This window comes from Mycetocola reblochoni REB411 (assembly GCF_900163835.1).
Lineage (GTDB): Bacteria > Actinomycetota > Actinomycetes > Actinomycetales > Microbacteriaceae > Mycetocola_B > Mycetocola_B reblochoni.
Map to the genome: position 1 here is coordinate 16,584 of NZ_FUKR01000046.1, position 15,728 is coordinate 32,311.

General features: G+C 70.9%; 15 protein-coding genes, 1 tRNA gene and 1 pseudogene. 7 read left to right on the top strand and 10 right to left on the bottom strand.

All coding sequences use genetic code 11. From position 1 onward, the window contains the following. Positions 1–72 precede the first annotated feature (72 nt). Positions 73–549, bottom strand: a complete 477-nt coding sequence (locus FM119_RS08110; RefSeq protein ID WP_179205265.1) for a RidA family protein — start codon at positions 547–549, stop codon at positions 73–75. Next, positions 549–713, bottom strand: coding sequence for a Sp36 family protein (locus tag FM119_RS13615; RefSeq protein WP_121657488.1), 165 nt, complete (start codon positions 711–713; stop codon positions 549–551). The genes FM119_RS08110 and FM119_RS13615 overlap by 1 nt, the downstream gene beginning before the upstream one ends. Positions 714–841: 128 nt before the next feature. Between FM119_RS13615 and FM119_RS08115 the strand changes: the two genes are divergently transcribed. After that, positions 842–3,409 carry a transglycosylase domain-containing protein gene (locus FM119_RS08115; RefSeq protein ID WP_087137174.1) on the top strand — a complete coding sequence of 856 codons (2,568 nt, stop codon included), beginning with the start codon at positions 842–844 and terminating at the stop codon, positions 3,407–3,409. Then, on the top strand, positions 3,409–4,368 hold the full coding sequence (locus FM119_RS08120; RefSeq protein ID WP_087137175.1) for a metallophosphoesterase: 960 nt from the start codon (positions 3,409–3,411) through the stop codon (positions 4,366–4,368). Before FM119_RS08115 ends, FM119_RS08120 begins: the two co-directional genes overlap by 1 nt. 41 nt (positions 4,369–4,409) lie before the next feature. Here the strand turns inward: FM119_RS08120 and FM119_RS08125 are convergent, their stop codons facing one another. Then, positions 4,410–5,462: a LacI family DNA-binding transcriptional regulator gene (locus FM119_RS08125; RefSeq protein ID WP_143822658.1), complete on the bottom strand. Its 1,053-nt coding sequence runs from the start codon at positions 5,460–5,462 to the stop codon at positions 4,410–4,412. Positions 5,463–5,583: 121 nt separating this feature from the next. Between FM119_RS08125 and FM119_RS08130 the strand changes: the two genes are divergently transcribed. Both FM119_RS08130 and FM119_RS08135 read left to right on the top strand, forming a co-directional pair. Continuing rightward, complete coding sequence (locus tag FM119_RS08130; RefSeq protein ID WP_087137177.1) at positions 5,584–6,507, top strand: EthD family reductase; 924 nt, start codon at positions 5,584–5,586, stop codon at positions 6,505–6,507. Next, a complete protein-coding gene (locus tag FM119_RS08135) occupies positions 6,504–7,340 on the top strand; it encodes a shikimate 5-dehydrogenase (RefSeq protein ID WP_087137186.1) in 837 nt (278 codons plus the stop codon). The genes FM119_RS08130 and FM119_RS08135 overlap by 4 nt, the downstream gene beginning before the upstream one ends. 120 nt (positions 7,341–7,460) lie before the next feature. On the opposite strand, the gene FM119_RS08140 is transcribed toward FM119_RS08135, so the two are convergent. Further along, positions 7,461–7,537: transfer RNA gene (locus FM119_RS08140), tRNA-Pro, on the bottom strand. A 154-nt stretch (positions 7,538–7,691) separates the two neighbouring features. Here FM119_RS08140 and FM119_RS08145 point away from each other — a divergent pair. Both FM119_RS08145 and FM119_RS08150 read left to right on the top strand, forming a co-directional pair. Then, complete coding sequence (locus tag FM119_RS08145; RefSeq protein ID WP_087137178.1) at positions 7,692–8,468, top strand: HAD-IIB family hydrolase; 777 nt, start codon at positions 7,692–7,694, stop codon at positions 8,466–8,468. Then, complete coding sequence (locus FM119_RS08150) at positions 8,465–8,956, top strand: GNAT family N-acetyltransferase (RefSeq protein WP_245827388.1); 492 nt, start codon at positions 8,465–8,467, stop codon at positions 8,954–8,956. Before FM119_RS08145 ends, FM119_RS08150 begins: the two co-directional genes overlap by 4 nt. A gap of 147 nt (positions 8,957–9,103) precedes the next feature. On the opposite strand, the gene FM119_RS08155 is transcribed toward FM119_RS08150, so the two are convergent. From FM119_RS08155 to FM119_RS14335, 6 genes are all read right to left on the bottom strand, one after another. Further along, the gene (locus FM119_RS08155; protein ID WP_087137179.1) at positions 9,104–9,724 is read right to left on the bottom strand and encodes a thymidine kinase; all 621 of its coding nucleotides are present in this window, start codon (positions 9,722–9,724) and stop codon (positions 9,104–9,106) included. After that, a complete protein-coding gene (mqo, locus tag FM119_RS08160; RefSeq protein ID WP_087137180.1) occupies positions 9,724–11,202 on the bottom strand; it encodes a malate dehydrogenase (quinone) in 1,479 nt (492 codons plus the stop codon). The genes FM119_RS08155 and mqo overlap by 1 nt, the downstream gene beginning before the upstream one ends. Before the next feature lie 97 nt (positions 11,203–11,299). Continuing rightward, entirely contained in the window at positions 11,300–12,361 is a 1,062-nt protein-coding gene (locus tag FM119_RS08165) for an aspartate-semialdehyde dehydrogenase (protein ID WP_087137181.1), read from the bottom strand. A 163-nt stretch (positions 12,362–12,524) separates the two neighbouring features. Further along, positions 12,525–13,790 (bottom strand): aspartate kinase, encoded by a 1,266-nt coding sequence (locus FM119_RS08170; RefSeq protein ID WP_087137182.1) that lies wholly within the window; start codon positions 13,788–13,790, stop codon positions 12,525–12,527. 183 nt (positions 13,791–13,973) lie between these two features. Further along, a complete protein-coding gene (gene recR / locus FM119_RS08175; protein WP_087137183.1) occupies positions 13,974–14,570 on the bottom strand; it encodes a recombination mediator RecR in 597 nt (198 codons plus the stop codon). 3 nt (positions 14,571–14,573) lie between these two features. Beyond that, positions 14,574–14,708, bottom strand: a complete 135-nt coding sequence (locus FM119_RS14335; RefSeq protein ID WP_276327882.1) for a hypothetical protein — start codon at positions 14,706–14,708, stop codon at positions 14,574–14,576. A 590-nt stretch (positions 14,709–15,298) separates the two neighbouring features. Between FM119_RS14335 and FM119_RS14030 the strand changes: the two are divergent. Then, a pseudogene (locus FM119_RS14030) lies at positions 15,299–15,728 on the top strand (hypothetical protein); the annotation flags it as partial.

Here is a 15,728-nt window from a genome sequence, read left to right on the forward strand (position 1 = left end):
AGGACGGTGGGACCGCAGAGCGGAGGGGGCGATCGCCGTGACGATCGCCCCCTCCCCTGCCGCACGCGGCGGTCAGGCCTCCGGCGACACCGCCAGGATGAGCTCCACCTCGACCGGTGCGTCCAGCGGCAGCACGGCCACGCCGACGGCTGAGCGCGCGTGCGAGCCGGCCTCGCCGAACACCTCCCCGAGAAGTTCGGAGGCACCGTTGATCACGCCCGGCTGCCCCGTGAACGACGGCTCCGAGGCGACGAATCCGGTCACCTTGACGACCCGGACCACCCGGTCAAGGGAACCGATGACGCTCGCCGCCGCCGCGAGCGCGTTCAGCACGGCGATGCGGGCGTACTCCTTGGCGTCCTCGGCCGGGACCAGGCCGTGGCCGTCGCCCACCTTGCCCGTGGCCGGGAGCGCTCCCGAGACGAAGGGCAGCTGGCCAGAGGTGTAGACGCGGTCCCCGTCGAGGACCGCGGGGACGTAGGCCGCGACCGGCACGGCGACACCGGGCAGCTCGATGCCGAGCTCGGCCAGGCGCTGCTCGACGCCCATCAGGCCTCGCCCCCCTCGATCGGGCGCTTGAGGTAGGCCACCAGGCCACCCTCGGGACCGGTGACGATCTGAACGAGCTCCCAGCCCTCCGACCCCCAGTTGTTGAGGATCGCGGCGGTGGTGTGGATCATCAGCGGGGTCGTGACGTACTCCCAGCGGGTCACGGCCACCTCCTTCGCAGTCGTTTTTCTGACAGAGGTCCGGCGCGATCTGGCGCCCGCCGGCGAGGCACCGCTCGCAGGACACCGTCCGAGGAGGTTGTTTTTCAGCAAGAGTGCCTAAACTCGATCCTATGCCCCAAGGAAAACGCACTGCTCAGGGTGCGGCCGGTGGACTGCTCGGCTTCGTCGGCCTCAGCGCCGCGGCCGGCCTCCTCGTCACCGCTGCCGTCACCCCCGCGCTCGCCGTCACCGGCATGACGGCCAACAACGCCATGGGCGTGTTCAACTCGCTCCCCGAGGTGCTGAAGATCGGCCAGCCCATGGAGCGCTCCAACATCTACGTGACCAAGGCGAACGGCGACAACCAGCTGCTGGCGTCCTTCTACGACCAGAACCGTCAGGAGGTCGGCTGGGACGACGTGTCGCAGACCCTGAAGGACGCCGCCGTCTCCACCGAGGACCCGCGCTTCTACGAGCACGGCGGCATCGACGTGGCGGGGACGACCAGGGCGATCGTCAAGACGTACGTCGTCGGCGGCCAGACCCAGGGCGGGTCCTCGATCACGCAGCAGTACGTCAAGAACGTCCTCGTCCAGGACTGTGAGCAGCACTCCACCACGGAGGAGGAGCTGCAGGCCTGCTCGAGCGAGGCCACCACCGCCGACGGCCAGTCGGGCATGGCGCGCAAGCTCAAGGAGATGCGCTACGCGATTGGCGTGGAGAAGCAGTACAGCAAGGACGACATCCTGCTGGGCTACCTCAACCTCGCCAACTTCGGCTCGCTCAACTACGGCGTCGAGACCGCGTCGAACTACTACTTCAACAAGAGCGCCAAGGACGTCAACATCCAGGAGGCCGCGACCCTCGTCGCCATGCTGAACAGCCCCTCCGCGCTCCGCATCGACAACCCGGACGGCGTCGCCAACGGCAAGCCGAACACCGAGGAGAACAACTGGGAGCAGACCAAAGAGCGGCGCAACTACGTCATCAGCAACATGCTGAAGGAGGGCAAGATCACCCAGGAGGAGGCCGACAAGGCCAAGGACTCCAAGATCGAGCCCGACATCACCGCTCCCTCGACCGGCTGCTACACGGCGGGCGGGTCCGCGTACTTCTGCGACTACGTGCAGAACGTGGTCAAGAACAACCCCGCCTTCGGCGACACGGCCGAGGAGCGCTCGGCGACCCTGCGCCGCGGTGGGCTGAACATCTACACCACCCTCGACCTCGACCTGCAGCTCTCCGCCGAGAAGTCGATGAAGAACTACGTCGACGCCAATCCCCAGGCGATCAGCAAGGTCGGCGCCGCCGCCAGCACGGTCGAGCCGGGCACGGGACGCGTGCTGTCCATGGTGCAGAACACCAAGTACGCCGCGGGCGAGACGGACGACCCCGCGTACTCGTCGATCAACTACAACACCGACTATGCCTACGGTGGCTCGAGCGGCTTCCAGGTCGGCTCGACGTACAAGTTCTACACGCTCGTCGAATGGCTGAAGGAGGGCCATTCCCTCAACGAGCGGATCGTCGACGCGGCCAACCGCAACCCGTCCGTCTGGAACGACAGCTGCGCGGGGGGAACGTACAACTTCACCTACCCGGTGCAGAACTTCAACTCGCAGTACTCGAACAGCGTCACCGCCCTGCAGGCCACCAAGGAGTCGATCAACACGGCGTACCTCGGCATGGCCCGCGAGCTCGACCTCTGCAAGATCCGCGACACCGCGATGGACCTCGGTGCGCACCGCGCCGACGGCAAGGAGCTCGACAAGTACCCCTCCTCCGTGCTCGGTTCCAACGAGATGGCGCCGCTGACGGTCGCCGCCTCGGTCGCCGCGCTCGGCACGGAGGGCAAGTACTGCGAGCCCACCGCGATCGACAAGATCGTCGGCCCCGACGGCAAGGAGATGGCCCTGCCCGAGCAGGACTGCCACCAGGCCGTCGACAAGGAGGTCGCGAACACCGCGAACTTCGGCATGCAGTCGGTCTTCGAGGGCGGCGGAACCGGTGCGGGTGCAGCGGTGACCGGCGCCGAGGTCTACGGCAAGACCGGAACGAGCGACCACGCGCGTGCCTCCTGGATCAGCGGTGGCACGAGCAAGGCGGTCACCTCGCTGTGGATCGGCGCTGTCCAGGGCGACGCCAGCATGTACCAGACCTATTTCAATGCCGGCACGGGTCACATGACCAAGCTCTACCTCTGGCGGGACATCATGCAGCAGGCGATCAACGAGTTCGGCGGCGACGACTTCGCCGGGCCGTCGGAGACGCTCACGCGCGTACCGCAGACGCAGGTCCCCGACGTCACCGGCCTGACGGTGGAGGAGGCGCAGGAGCGGCTGCGCTCGGTCGGCTTCAGCTGGGCGATCGGCGACGCCGCGGAGTCCAGCGTCGAGGAGGGCAAGGTGGCCAGCACCAGCCCGGCCGGCGGCGCCTCCGCCGCGAGCGGCTCACAGGTGACGATCACGCCCAGCTCCGGCGAGGCCGAGGAGAGTGACGTGCCCGACGTCAGGGGCGACAGCCCCGGCGATGCGGCCAAGACGCTCAGCGATGCCGGATTCAGCGTCGACGAGAAGTGCCGTACCGGAGACAAGGACGACGACGAGATCGATAAGGTCGTCGGCCAGAGCCCCGGTGAGGGGTCGAAGGCCAAGGACGGCGACACGGTCACCATCGACGTGCTCCGAGAGTCGTGCTGATGGCGGCCAACCGCCTCGTCCGCGGCGTCGGCTCCGCAGTGCTCGCCACTGCGGTCGCCGGCGCCGCGGCGTTTGCCTGGGGCTCCCTCGTCGAGCGCCGGCTGTTCACCGTCCGGCGCTACGAGGTCGCCGTGCTTCCCCCGGGGGCCGAGCCGATCCGGGTGCTGCACCTGTCCGACCTGCACATGGCCCCGTGGCAGCGGGACAAGCAGGAGTGGGTTGCCGGGCTGATCGCCGAGCGCCCCGACCTCGTCGTCGACACGGGGGACAACCTCGGCCACGTCGACGGGATCGGCGGTATCGAGAAGGCGCTGACACCGTTCGCGGGGACGCCGGGCATGTTCGTGAACGGCTCGAACGACTACTTCAGTCCGCTGCGCAAGAACTGGCTGCGCTACTTCACGGCCCCGTCCTCGGTGGGGGCACCCGCCAGGACCCCCGACCTGGACATCGAGCGGATGAACCGCTTCTTCGCGGCCGGGCTCGGCTGGACCGACCTGAACAATGCGGCGACCTCGCTCACCGTTCGCGGCACGCGGCTCGTGCTTTTCGGCGTCGACGACCCCCACATCGGCCTGGACCGCCTCGACCGTGTGCCCGTGCTGCTCGACGAACTCGAGGAGTCCCTCGCCGAGGACGACCACGACGTCTCGGACCTGGTGCGTATCGGCGTCGCCCACGCGCCGTACCAGCGGGTGCTGAACTCCTTCGTCACGAACGGCGCCGAGCTCATCCTCGCCGGTCACACGCACGGCGGCCAGGTCTGCGTCCCCGGCATCGGGGCCCTCGTGGCCAACTGCGACATCCCGCGGCGCCAGGCGTCGGGGCTCAGCTCGTGGCGTCACGCCCGACGCAGCGCGAAGCTGCACGTCTCCGCGGGCATCGGCACCTCCATCTACGCCCCGGTGCGCTTCGCCTGCCGCCCGGAGGCCGCGATGATCACGCTGGTCGCCCGGTAGCGTTCGAGCGTGGCGGGACGGGGCGCGGGTCCCCTGCCGCTTCAGCGGCGGGTGCGCCCCGTGCTCGCGCGTTCGACGAGGGCGGTGGGGAGAACGAACCGTCGCGGCGGTGCCCCCGCGTCGATCGCGTCGTTGAGCGCGGTCGCGGCGGTCCTGCCCTTCTCGGCGAAGGGCTGCCTGACGGTCGTGAGACCCGCGCCCGCGGCCGCCGGGACGTCGTCGAAGCCGGTGACGGCGAGGTGGCGGGGAACCTGGATGTGGTGCGCCTTGGCCCACGCGAGCACACCGAGCGCGTAGCTGTCGGCGACGCAGGCGATCGCGGTGATGCGCGGGTCGTGCCGGAGCAGCGCGGCCGCCGCGTCCGCACCGGCGGCAGCGGTGACGTGCCAGCGCTCCTCGACGACGACCGGTCTGCCGAGCCCGCGTTCGAGCCCGCGGACGCGGTCGCGCGGGATCGTGAAGCGGGAGCCGGCGACCCGGCCGGGGTTGGCACGTGCGTTGCGCGGCGAGGTGCCCAGTCGCGAGGAGATGCAGCCGACGTGTTCATGGCCTCGGGCAGCCAGCAGCTCGCCGATTCCCCTCATGGCGTCCTCCTCGTCGAGGCCGACCCAGGACAGCCCCTCGGCGTCGGGCGGCTGGTCGACGAGGACGGCAGGCGCTCCGCGCCGCCTCAGCAGTGCCAGCGTTGCCTCGCCCCGGGGCAGGGAGTGGAAGATGACCCCGTCCACGGCCGCGGAGTCGACGGGCGCAGGGCGACGGTGATCGGGCGAGCCGGCGGGAAGCAGGACGAGGTGCTGGCCGCTCACGGCGAGCGTCTCCGCCACACCGGCGAGGAAGCCGGCCGAGGCCGGATCGGTGAACACGAACGGCAGCTCGTCCGTGAACACGACGCCGATGCCCCCGGTGCGCCGGCGGCGCAGGCTCCGCGCGGCCGGGTCGGGGCCCGCATAGCCGAGCTCGGCGGCGAGACCGAGGACACGCTCGCGCAGCTCGGCGGACAGCTTCTCGGGGCGGTTGTACGCGTTCGACACCGTCGAGACGGACACGTCGAGCCGAGAGGCCAGACGCGCCATCGTCACACGGGTCGGGGCCACGGTCCGAGCATAGTAAATCGTTTGACCTGCGAACTCGGCCGCCCCGTCGGCGCGCACGCCACGTCGGGCTCCCGGCGATGAATACTGGACTCACGGGCGGTGTCCCGGGGACGGAGCGACCATGATCAAGCTGACGATGTTCCTGAAGAGGGCCGAGGGGCTCACGCGGGAGCAGTTCATCCACCACCACATCACCGTGCACGGGGCGCTGATGCGCTCCATCCCCGAGGGCAGGCAGCACCTCATCCGCTACACGCAGACCCACCCCGCCGCGCGTACCCCGTCCTCCCTGCCCGAGTCCGGGTTCGACGGCACCGCCGAGCTGTGGTTCGACAGCGAGGAGGGGATGGAGGCGGTGCTGGGCTCCGAGACCTTCACCACCGTCGTCGCGGCCGACGAGCCCGCGTTCCTCGACAGGTCGGCGACGGTCGTCGTCGTCGGCGACGCCGTCGACATCATCGGCGACGCCACCACCGAGGCGACCGCCGTGCCTCCCCTGCCGCCGCAGGACGATGCGTTCGGCCCGCTGCCGAGGGGGATCAACCATCTCGGCCTGACGGTTCCCGACCTCGATGCGGCGACGGTGTTCCTCCGCGAGGCTTTCGCCGGACGGGTCGCCTATGACGGCCTCACCCCCGCCGATCCCCCGCGCGAGGGTGCGGAGACCGAACGCCAGCTGGGCCTGCCGCGCGGCGCGCGGATCGTCCGCCAGCGCATGGTCCAGATCGGTGTCGGCCCTGGCCTCGAGGTCTTCGAGATCGCGGTGGACGAGCGGCAGCCCGCCGCGGGACTGGCCGACCTGGGACTGAACCACGTCTCCGTGTACGTCGACGACATCGACGGCGCGCTCCGGCGCGCCGTCGCGGCCGGAGGCGAGGCGCTGTCGGAGCCGCACGCCAACTCGGCCCACGAGGACACCGACGGCAACGCCAGCGTGTACGTGCGCGCCCCGTGGGGAACCCTGTTCGAGCTGCAGACGATTCCCTCCGGCCACTGGTACGACGACGCGGCGGAGGCGCTCGCGTGGACGCCCCCGGCACGATGACGCGCGCACCGCACGCGATCGACGCGGAGACCGTCGTCTGCATCTCCCTCTCATCGCGCCCGACCAACATCGGAACCCGGTTCCACAACTTCCTCGCCGCTGAGCTGGGTCTGAACCTGCTGTACAAGGCATTCCGCACGACCGACATCGTCGGCGCGATCGCCGGGGTCAGGGCCCTCGGCATCCGCGGCTGCTCGGTCTCCATGCCGCACAAGGAGAGCGTCATCCCCCTCGTCGACGCGCTCGAGCCGTCGGCCCGGGCCATCGGCAGCGTCAACACCATCGTCAACGACGACGGGGTGCTGACGGCGTCGAACACCGACTATCTCGCGATCGAGACGCTGATGGCCGAGCGGAACGTCGACCCCGCGCTGCCCGTGCTGCTGCGCGGCACCGGGGGAATGGCAAAGGCGATCGCCGCTGTGCTGCACGCCAGAGGAGCCGAGGCGGTCACGGTGCTCTCCCGGACCGAGACGGCCGGGGCGGCCCTCGCCGCCCGCTACGGGTTCCGCGCGACGACGTCGCTGCCCTCCCCCGGCGCCGCCACCCTGATCAACGCGACGCCGATCGGCATGACCGGGCCGGATGCCTCAGCACTGGCGTTCCCCGCCGACCACGTCGCCGCGGCCAGCACGGTCATCGACGTGGTCGCCTCCCCCTGGCGGACGCCTCTCATCGCCGCCGCGGAGGACGCGGGTGTCGAGCGGGTCAGCGGTGACGCGGTGATCGCCCTGCAGGCGGCGAAGCAGTTCACCGCCTACACGGGGGTGGAGCTCACCCGGGACCAGGTCGACCGCGCGGCGAGGTACTCGCAGGCCACACCGCCGCGCTGAGCTGCAGGACAGGGGCGGGCCGCGGCACGGATCCAGGCCCGGTTGGGCGAGCCCGTCGCGGATGACCCCGGCGGGCAGAGAAAAACTCCCGGTCCGTGCTGAGCACGGACCGGGAGTCACTGGTCGGGGTGACAGGATTTGAACCTGCGACCTCGTCGTCCCGAACGACGCGCGCTACCAAGCTGCGCCACACCCCGAAGGCCTCTCCCAGCATAGCCCATATCGGAGAGCGTCTCGTACCACCGCCCCGGCCGAGCGGCCCGGTCGCGCCCGGGCCGGGACGCTAGGATCGGGGACGGGTTCCCGACCCCGCCACCAGAGAACCAGCCACCCGCACAGGAGAGCACCGAGATGACCCGCACGCCCGCGCTCGTCGCGTTCGACCTCGATGACACCCTCGCCGAGTCGAAGAGCCCGATCGATCCGCGCATGGCGCAGCTGCTCACCCGGCTTCTCGACCTCGTGCCCGTCTGCATCATCTCCGGCGGACGGTTCGAGCAGTTCCGGAGTCAGGTGCTGGACCGGCTGGATCTCTCCGATGACGAGGCGGACCGGCTCCACCTGATGCCCACCTGCGGCACGCGCTACCTCAGGGCGGAGGGGGGCGTGTGGGTCCAGCGGTACGCCAACGACCTCAGCGCCGACGAGAAGTCCAGGGCGCTCGCCGCCGTCGAGGCGGAGGCACGGCGCCTCGGGCTGTGGCGCGAGGACAGCTGGGGCCCGATCCTCGAGGACCGTGGCTCGCAGATCACCTACTCCGCGCTCGGCCAGAGCGCCCCCGTCGCCGAGAAGCAGGCCTGGGACCCGGACGGGCGAAAGAAGTCCTCACTCCGCTCCGCCGTCGCCGCCGAGCTGCCCGACCTCGAGGTCCGCTCCGGCGGCTCCACCTCGATCGACATCACCCACAGGGGAATCGATAAGGCGTACGGCATGCGGCGCCTGTCCGAGGTGACGGGGATCGACTGCAGCGACATGCTCTTCGTCGGGGACCGTCTCGACCCGGACGGCAATGACTACCCCGTGATCGCCACCGGCACGGCGACCCACGCGGTCACCGGGTGGCGTGACACCGCCGACTACCTGGCCGAGCAGCTCATCCCCCTGCTCAGCCACGGACGCGAATCGTGACCTCCCCCGCCACCCTTCCCGATCTGGAGCCGATCACCGGTGCGGACCTCACCGAGTGGATCGAGCGGAGCGTCTCCGAGTACACCGCCGACCTGGTCAGGCTCGGCCGCGACCACGCCTCCGCGCAGGCCGTGGCCCGGCGCTCCGTCGCCGCGCAGTTCCCCGAGGGCCGGGTTCCCCCGGGCCAGCACGTGTTCCACATCGTCCACGACGGGAGGCGCGTCGGCTACCTCTGGCTCGGCGAGGCCGCCTCGCGCGGCGGGGACGGCGGGGTCCAGTGGTGGGTGTGGGATGTGCTCGTCGACGAGTCCGCACGCGGCCGCGGCCTGGGCAGGGGAACGATGCTCCGGGCCGAGCGCTTCGCCAGGGAGAACGGCGCGGACGAGCTGGGGCTCAGCGTGTTCGGCTTCAACACGGGGGCCCAGCGGCTGTACGCCTCGCTCGGCTACGAGACCACGTCGATCAAGATGTCGAAGCGCCTCGACTAGCCCGGCGCCCGCGAACGTGTCATGCGTTCGGCGGCTCCGCGGACACGCGGCGGTGGCGGTTCCGCCTGCACGCGGCGGCAGCGACTCCTCGGACACACGGCGGTGGCACAGTCGCCCCGCGGGGACCGCGACGACCCGCCTCGCCGCTCAGCCGGCCGGTCGATGCCCCATGACGCCGCCCGACTCGGCCAGGTAGCACACGCCACAGAGGGACTCGTAGCCGACGGCCTGGCCGTCGATCGCCACCTGGTCGCCGTCGAAGACGAAGACGCCGTCGACCGTGCGGCCGTTGAAGATCGCCTTGCGCCCGCAACGGCAGATCGTCTTGAGCTCCTCCAGACTGTGCGCCACCTCGAGCAGGCGACGGCTGCCGGGGAAGGCCACCGTCCGGAAGTCCGTGCGGATGCCGTAGGCGAGAACGGGGACGCCCTCCAGCAGGGCGATGAGCAGCAGGCCGTCGACCTGCGCCTCGGTGAGGAACTGCGCCTCGTCGATGAGCAGACACGAGACGTCCTCACCCGTGGCCAGGCGGAAGGACTCCCTCGCCGCCTGGAACAGCCGGTAGCTGTCGTCGGACTCGCCGATGATCACGTCGACGACGCGGTCCATGCCCAGCCGCGAGCTGATGCTCTGCTCCGCCTTCGTGTCGACCGCCGGCTTCGCCAGGAGCACACGGTGCCCGCGTTCCTCGTAGTTGAAGGCCGCCTGCAGCAGCGCCGTCGACTTGCCCGAGTTCATCGCTCCGTAACGGAAGTACAGCTTCGCCATCAGAGGCTGATGCCCAGGACCTCGGCCGTCGCGCGCATGGTCTCGTCGGCGGCCCGCGGCCGGTTGTTGAGCGTCGATCCGTAGCTGGGGATCAGCCCGCGGATGCCGTCCTCCCAGCCGTCGATGCGGTCGGGGAAGCAGCGGCGCAGGACGTCGAGCATGATCGGGACCGCCGTCGAGGCGCCGGGGGACGCGCCGAGCAGGCCGGCGATCGTGCCGTCGGCCGACGAGATCACCTCCGTGCCGAACTGCAGCACTCCCCCGCGCTCCGGGTCCTTCTTCATGACCTGGGCGCGCTGACCGGCGACGATGCGGTACCAGTCCTCCGGCCTCGCCGTGGGCATGAACTCCTGCAGCTCGGCGAACTTCGTCGCCCTGCTCGCGGTCAGCTGGGAGAGCAGGTACCTGATCAGACCGGGGTTGTCCTTGGCGACGGCGAGCATGGGGACGAGGTTCCCCGGACGGACCTGGGCGACGATGTCGAGCAGCCGGCCCTTCTTCAGGAACCGCGGGCTGAACCCCGCGTAGGGGCCGAACAGTAGACTGCGCTGCCCGTCGACCATGCGGGCGTCCAGGTGGGGGACGGACATCGGCGGCGCACCGACCTTGGCCTGGCTGTACACCTTGGCCTCGTGCGCGGCGACGATCTCCGGGTTGTCGGTGCGCAGGAACTCTCCCGAGATCGGGAACACTCCGTACCCCTTGATCTCGGGGATGCGGGCCTTCTGCAGCAGCTTGAGCGCCCAACCGCCCGCGCCGACGAAGACGAAGCGCGCGTTGACCCGCCCCGGCACCCGGCCGAGGAGGTTGCGATAGCCGACCGTCCACGTGCCGTCGGGCTGTTTGCGGAGCGATCGCACCTCGTGGTCGGTGTTCAGGACCGCGCCCGCCGTCGTGACGGCGTCGAAGAGCTGGTGCGTGAGGGAGCCGAAATCGACGTCCGTCCCCGCGGGGATGCGCGTCGCGGCGAAGGGCTCGCCGGCGCGACGACGGCGCATGAGCAGGGGCGCCCACTGGTTGATGACGCGGCTGTCCTCGCTGTACTCGATCCCGGCGAAGAGGGGCTGCTCGCGGAGCACCTCGTACCGCCGCCGCAGGTAGGCGACGTCCTTCTCGCCGGTGACGAAGGTCATGTGCGGGGTCGAGTTGATGAAGCTCCCGGGGTCGCCAAGTGAGCCGTCACGGACGAGGCTCGCCCAGAACTGCCTGCTGACCTGGAACTGCTCGTTGATGCCGATCGCCTTGGCCGGGTCGAGCGTGCCGTCGGCCGACTCCGACATGTAGTTCAGCTCGCACAGGGCGGCGTGACCGGTGCCCGCGTTGTTCCACGGGTTCGACGACTCCTGGGCGACGTCGCCCAGGCGCTCGAACACCTGGACCGACCAGTCCGGCTGGAGTCGCGTGATGAGCGAGGCGAGGGTGGCGCTCATGATCCCGCCACCGATCAGGACAACATCGACCGTTTTCTCCGAGGACATGCCCTCTAGTCTATGTCGCCGCCCCCGACGCGGACGACGGCCCCCGCACAGCCGCGCGGGCCGGACGGGGGCCGTCGAGGGACGACGGGGGCGACGGTCAGGCGACCGCCTCGGCGCGCCGTGCGACGATGGCCTCCGCGATCTGGACGGCGTTCAGCGCGGCGCCCTTGCGGAGGTTGTCGTTCGAGATGAACAGTGCCAGACCCCGGCCGGCCGGCGCGGCCTGATCGGCGCGGATACGGCCGACGTAGGACGGGTCGGTCCCGGCAGCCGTGAGGGGGGTGGGCACATCGCTGAGCGTGACACCGGGGGCGTCGGCGAGCAGCTGCGTCGCCCGCTCCGGGCTGAGCTCGCGGGCGAACTCCACGTTGATGCTCAGCGAGTGGCCGGTGAAGACGGGCACGCGCACGCAGGTGCCCGACACCCGCAGCTCCGGCAGGCCGAGGATCTTGCGGCTCTCGTTGCGCAGCTTCTTCTCCTCGTCGGTCTCGCCCTCGCCGTCGTCGACGATCGAGCCGGCCAGCGGGATGACGTCGAAGGCGATGGGGGCCACGTAGATGGCCGGAGCGGGCAGCTCCACGGCCGAGCCGTCGTGCACCAGGTCGAGCAGGCGGCCGCTGGCGACGGCTGCCGACGCCTGCCCGGCGAGCTCCTCCGCCCCGGCGAGACCCGAGCCGGACACGGCCTGGTAGGTGCTGACGGTGAGCCGCTCCAGCCCGGCCTCACGGTCGAGGACGGTCAGCACGGGCATCGCGGCCATGGTCGTGCAGTTCGGGTTGGCGATGATGCCGATCTCGGCGTCACCGATCGCCTCGGGGTTGACCTCGCTGACGACGAGCGGAACGCGGGGGTCCATGCGCCAGGCGCTGGAGTTGTCGACGACGAGCGCTCCGGCCTCGGCAAAGCGGGGCGCGTGGGCGCGCGAACCGGTGGCGCCGGCCGAGAACAGGGCGATGTCGATGCCCGCGGGGTCGGCCGTGGCCACGTCCTCGACCGTGTAGTCGCGGCCGCGGAAGGTGATCGTGCTGCCGGCCGAGCGCGCCGTGGCGAAGAACCGGATGTCCTCGACCGGGAACTCGCGCTCCTCCAGCAGCGTCCGCATGACCTTTCCGACCTGACCCGTTGCACCGACAACGCCGAGGCGCACACCGTTCGACATTCTGATCCCTTACCTGTCCCTGAGGCGACGGCGGTTGCCGCCGCGACGTGTTCGACTAGCTTACGGCGAGACGCCGCCCCGGGCACGGCCCGCCGACGCGCGCGGACGCGTTACCGGACGCGATGACGCCCATGTGGGCGGCGCGCCCCGGCGGGGTGCGAGCTCAGCGCCCCGTTCCGGCGTGGACGACCGCGTCCTCGGTCCCGTCGAGGCCGAACGCGGTGTGGATGACCCGCGCCGCCTCGTGCACGGTGTCGGCCCTGGTCACGACGGAGATGCGGATCTCGCTCGTCGAGATCATCTCGATGTTGATCGACGCGCGGTGCAGGGCATCGAACAGCTTCGCCGAGACACCGGTGTTCGCCTTCATCCCCGCCCCGACGAGCGCGAGCTTGCCGATCTGGTCGTCGTGCTGGAGGGTCTGGAAGCCGATCGCGTCCTTCTCCGCCCTGAGCACGGTGAGCACCTGCTGCGCCTCCGACTTGGGCAGGGTGAAGGAGATGTCGGTGAGCCCGGTCGCGGCGGCCGACACGTTCTGGACGATCATGTCCACGTTCGCCTCGGTCTTGGCGATGAGCGTGAAGATCTGGGCCGCCTTGCCGGGGACGTCGGGGACGCCGACGACGGTGACCTTGGCCTCGCTGAGATCGGTGGCGACGCCGGTGACGATGGGCTGCTCCACTTCCTCACCTTCTTTCGGGTTGTACACGAGGGTGCCCTCGCTGTTGTTGAACGATGAACGGACGTGGAGGGTGACGCCGTGGCGTCGGGCGAACTCGACGGCGCGGATGTAGAGGACCTTGGCGCCGTGCGCGGCGAGCTCGAGCATCTCCTCGCTGGTGACGCGGTCGATCTTCTGCGCCTTGGGGACGACCCGGGGATCGGAGGTGAAGATCCCGTCGACGTCGGTGTAGATCTCGCAGACGTCGGCGTCGAGCGCGGCCGCGAGGGCGACGGCCGTCGTGTCCGAGCCGCCGCGGCCGAGGGTCGTGATGTCCTCCGTGTCGGCGCTGAGGCCCTGGAACCCCGCCACGATGACGATGCTGCCGCCGTCGAGCGCGGCACGGATGCGGGTCGGCGTGACGTCGACGATGCGGGCGGCGCCGTAATGGCTGTCGGTGCGCATGCCCGCCTGCGGGCCGGTGAGCGAGGTCGCGTCGTGCCCCATGCTCCTGATCGCCATCGCCAGGAGGGAGACGGAGATGCGCTCGCCGCTGGACATGAGCATGTCGAGCTCGCGCGGGTCGGGGAGCGGGCTGACCTGGTAGGCCAGGTCGAGCAGCTCGTCCGTGGTGTCGCCCATCGCCGACACGGCGACGACGACGTCGTTCCCCGCCTGCCGGGTGGCGACGATGCGCTTGGCGACGCGCTTGATGCTTTCGGCGTCGGCGACGGAGGAACCGCCGAACTTCTGCACGATGAGGCTCACGTATTGACTCCTGTGTTGCGGGGGGCCTGAGATCCGCGGGCGGCGCCGGGTCCACCGGGGCGTGGGATCTGCGGGGCGTGAGCTCTCAGTCTAGGGCTCAGCCGATCACGGCAGCGGAATGGCGGAGGTGACGGGAGCGGGTGGCGGTCCGCCCCGGGACTGATCCGGCGCGATCCGCGGTGCTCAGCGGAGGGTCGTCCGCCCCTCGAAGGCACGCCCCAGGGTGACCTCGTCGGCGTACTCGAGGTCCCCGCCGACCGGGAGCCCCGAGGCGAGGCGGCTCACCCGGATCTCGAGGGTCGTGAGCAGACGGGTGAGGTAGGTCGCCGTGGCCTCGCCCTCCAGGTTGGGGTCGGTGGCGAGGATGACTTCCGTGACGCTCGCGTCGGCCAGTCGCTGCATGAGCGGCTGGATGCTGAGGTCGTCGGGTCCGATGCCGTCGATGGGGCTGATCGCGCCGCCGAGGACGTGGTACAGCCCGCGGAACTCGCGGGTCCGTTCGATGGCGGCGACGTCCTTGGACTCCTCGACGACGCAGATGATGGTGCTGTCGCGGCGCGGGTCGCGGCAGATCCCGCAGGTCTCCTGCTCGGAGACATTGCCGCAGATGCGGCAGAACTTGATGTTCTCTCGCACCGTGGCCAGGAGCTCGGCCAGGCGGGTGACGTCGAGGTTCTCCGTCTGCACGATGTGGAAGGCGATGCGCTGGGCCGATTTGGGGCCGATGCCCGGGAGGCGGCTGAACTCGTCGATCAGGTCCTGAACGATTCCCTCGTACACGGGTCAGGCCTCTCTGCTGAATCGGGACGGCGGGGTGTAGGGCTCTTCCTCGAGGAAGTGGGCGTTCAGCAGCTCGCGCACCACGGACTCGCCGTAGCGGCGGGACTGCGCGGGGTGCTCGCTGCCGGCGGTCGGCACGGCCGTCAGCCGCCCGGACGCGGTACGACTCCCCCCGGATCGCGGGGACGGGGCACCGGGGGCACCCGGCGCGGACCACGGCGTCGGGTGCCGAGCTGTGCTGCGCCGTGGCCGGCCGACCGCCGGATGCCCGGCCCGCCTGCGGTCCGGCATCGTCCGCGCGGGTCGAACCGGGGATCGACACGACGTCCCAGCCGGAGGACGGTGCGGAGGCGTCGGCACCGGACGCAGCGGGAGCCGATGCGGACGGCCGCGTTGCCGACGTACCCGGCCCGCTCTGCCCGGCGTCGTCCGCGCGGGCCGCGGCGGGGGCCACCGGCGCCGTGTCCGCGACGGTACCGGCCGGGCCGCTCGTGCCGGACGGGCCGGTCTCGGGGGCCGACCCACCCGGACCACCCGGACCACCGGGAGCGCGACGGGCGATGAACCTGACCTCGACTCCGAGGACCGCGGTGATCGCCTCGCGGAGCCGGGCGGAGGGCCCGCCGTCGGCGGGACGGTGCTTGAAGCTCTCGACGTCGCCCGCGCTCGGGAACTCGAGCACGAGAACGCCGTCCGAACGGTAGTCGAGGATGCTGGCCGTCGCGGCGATGACCCACGCGGGCCTGTCCGCCTCCGACAGCGAGTCGAGGATCTGCGGCCAGGCGTCCCTGACGCGCTGGAGCGTGACCTCGCCGCCGACCGCGGTCGCGGGGGGTGTCTGCGCTTCGGCTGCGGGGGCCTGGGCCGCTCGGGTGCCAGACCCGGCGCCGGCTCCGCTCGGGGCATCGCCGGGGATGGCCTCCCGAGGCGCGGCGTCCGCGGGGGCGACGGCATCGCTCGCCTCGTCGTCGGACGCAGCGCCGTCGCTCGCCGCCGGGCGACCGTCCTGCTCGGGAGCCGACGGGGCCGGGTCGGGGGACGGCGCCGTGCCGAGCGGGATCCCCCACGCCGCGTGGACCGCATGGACGTCCGGCACCGCCGAGGCACCCGAGGGCGCGGGACCGTCGCCCCGTGCCGCGTCCTGTGCAGGCCCCGCGG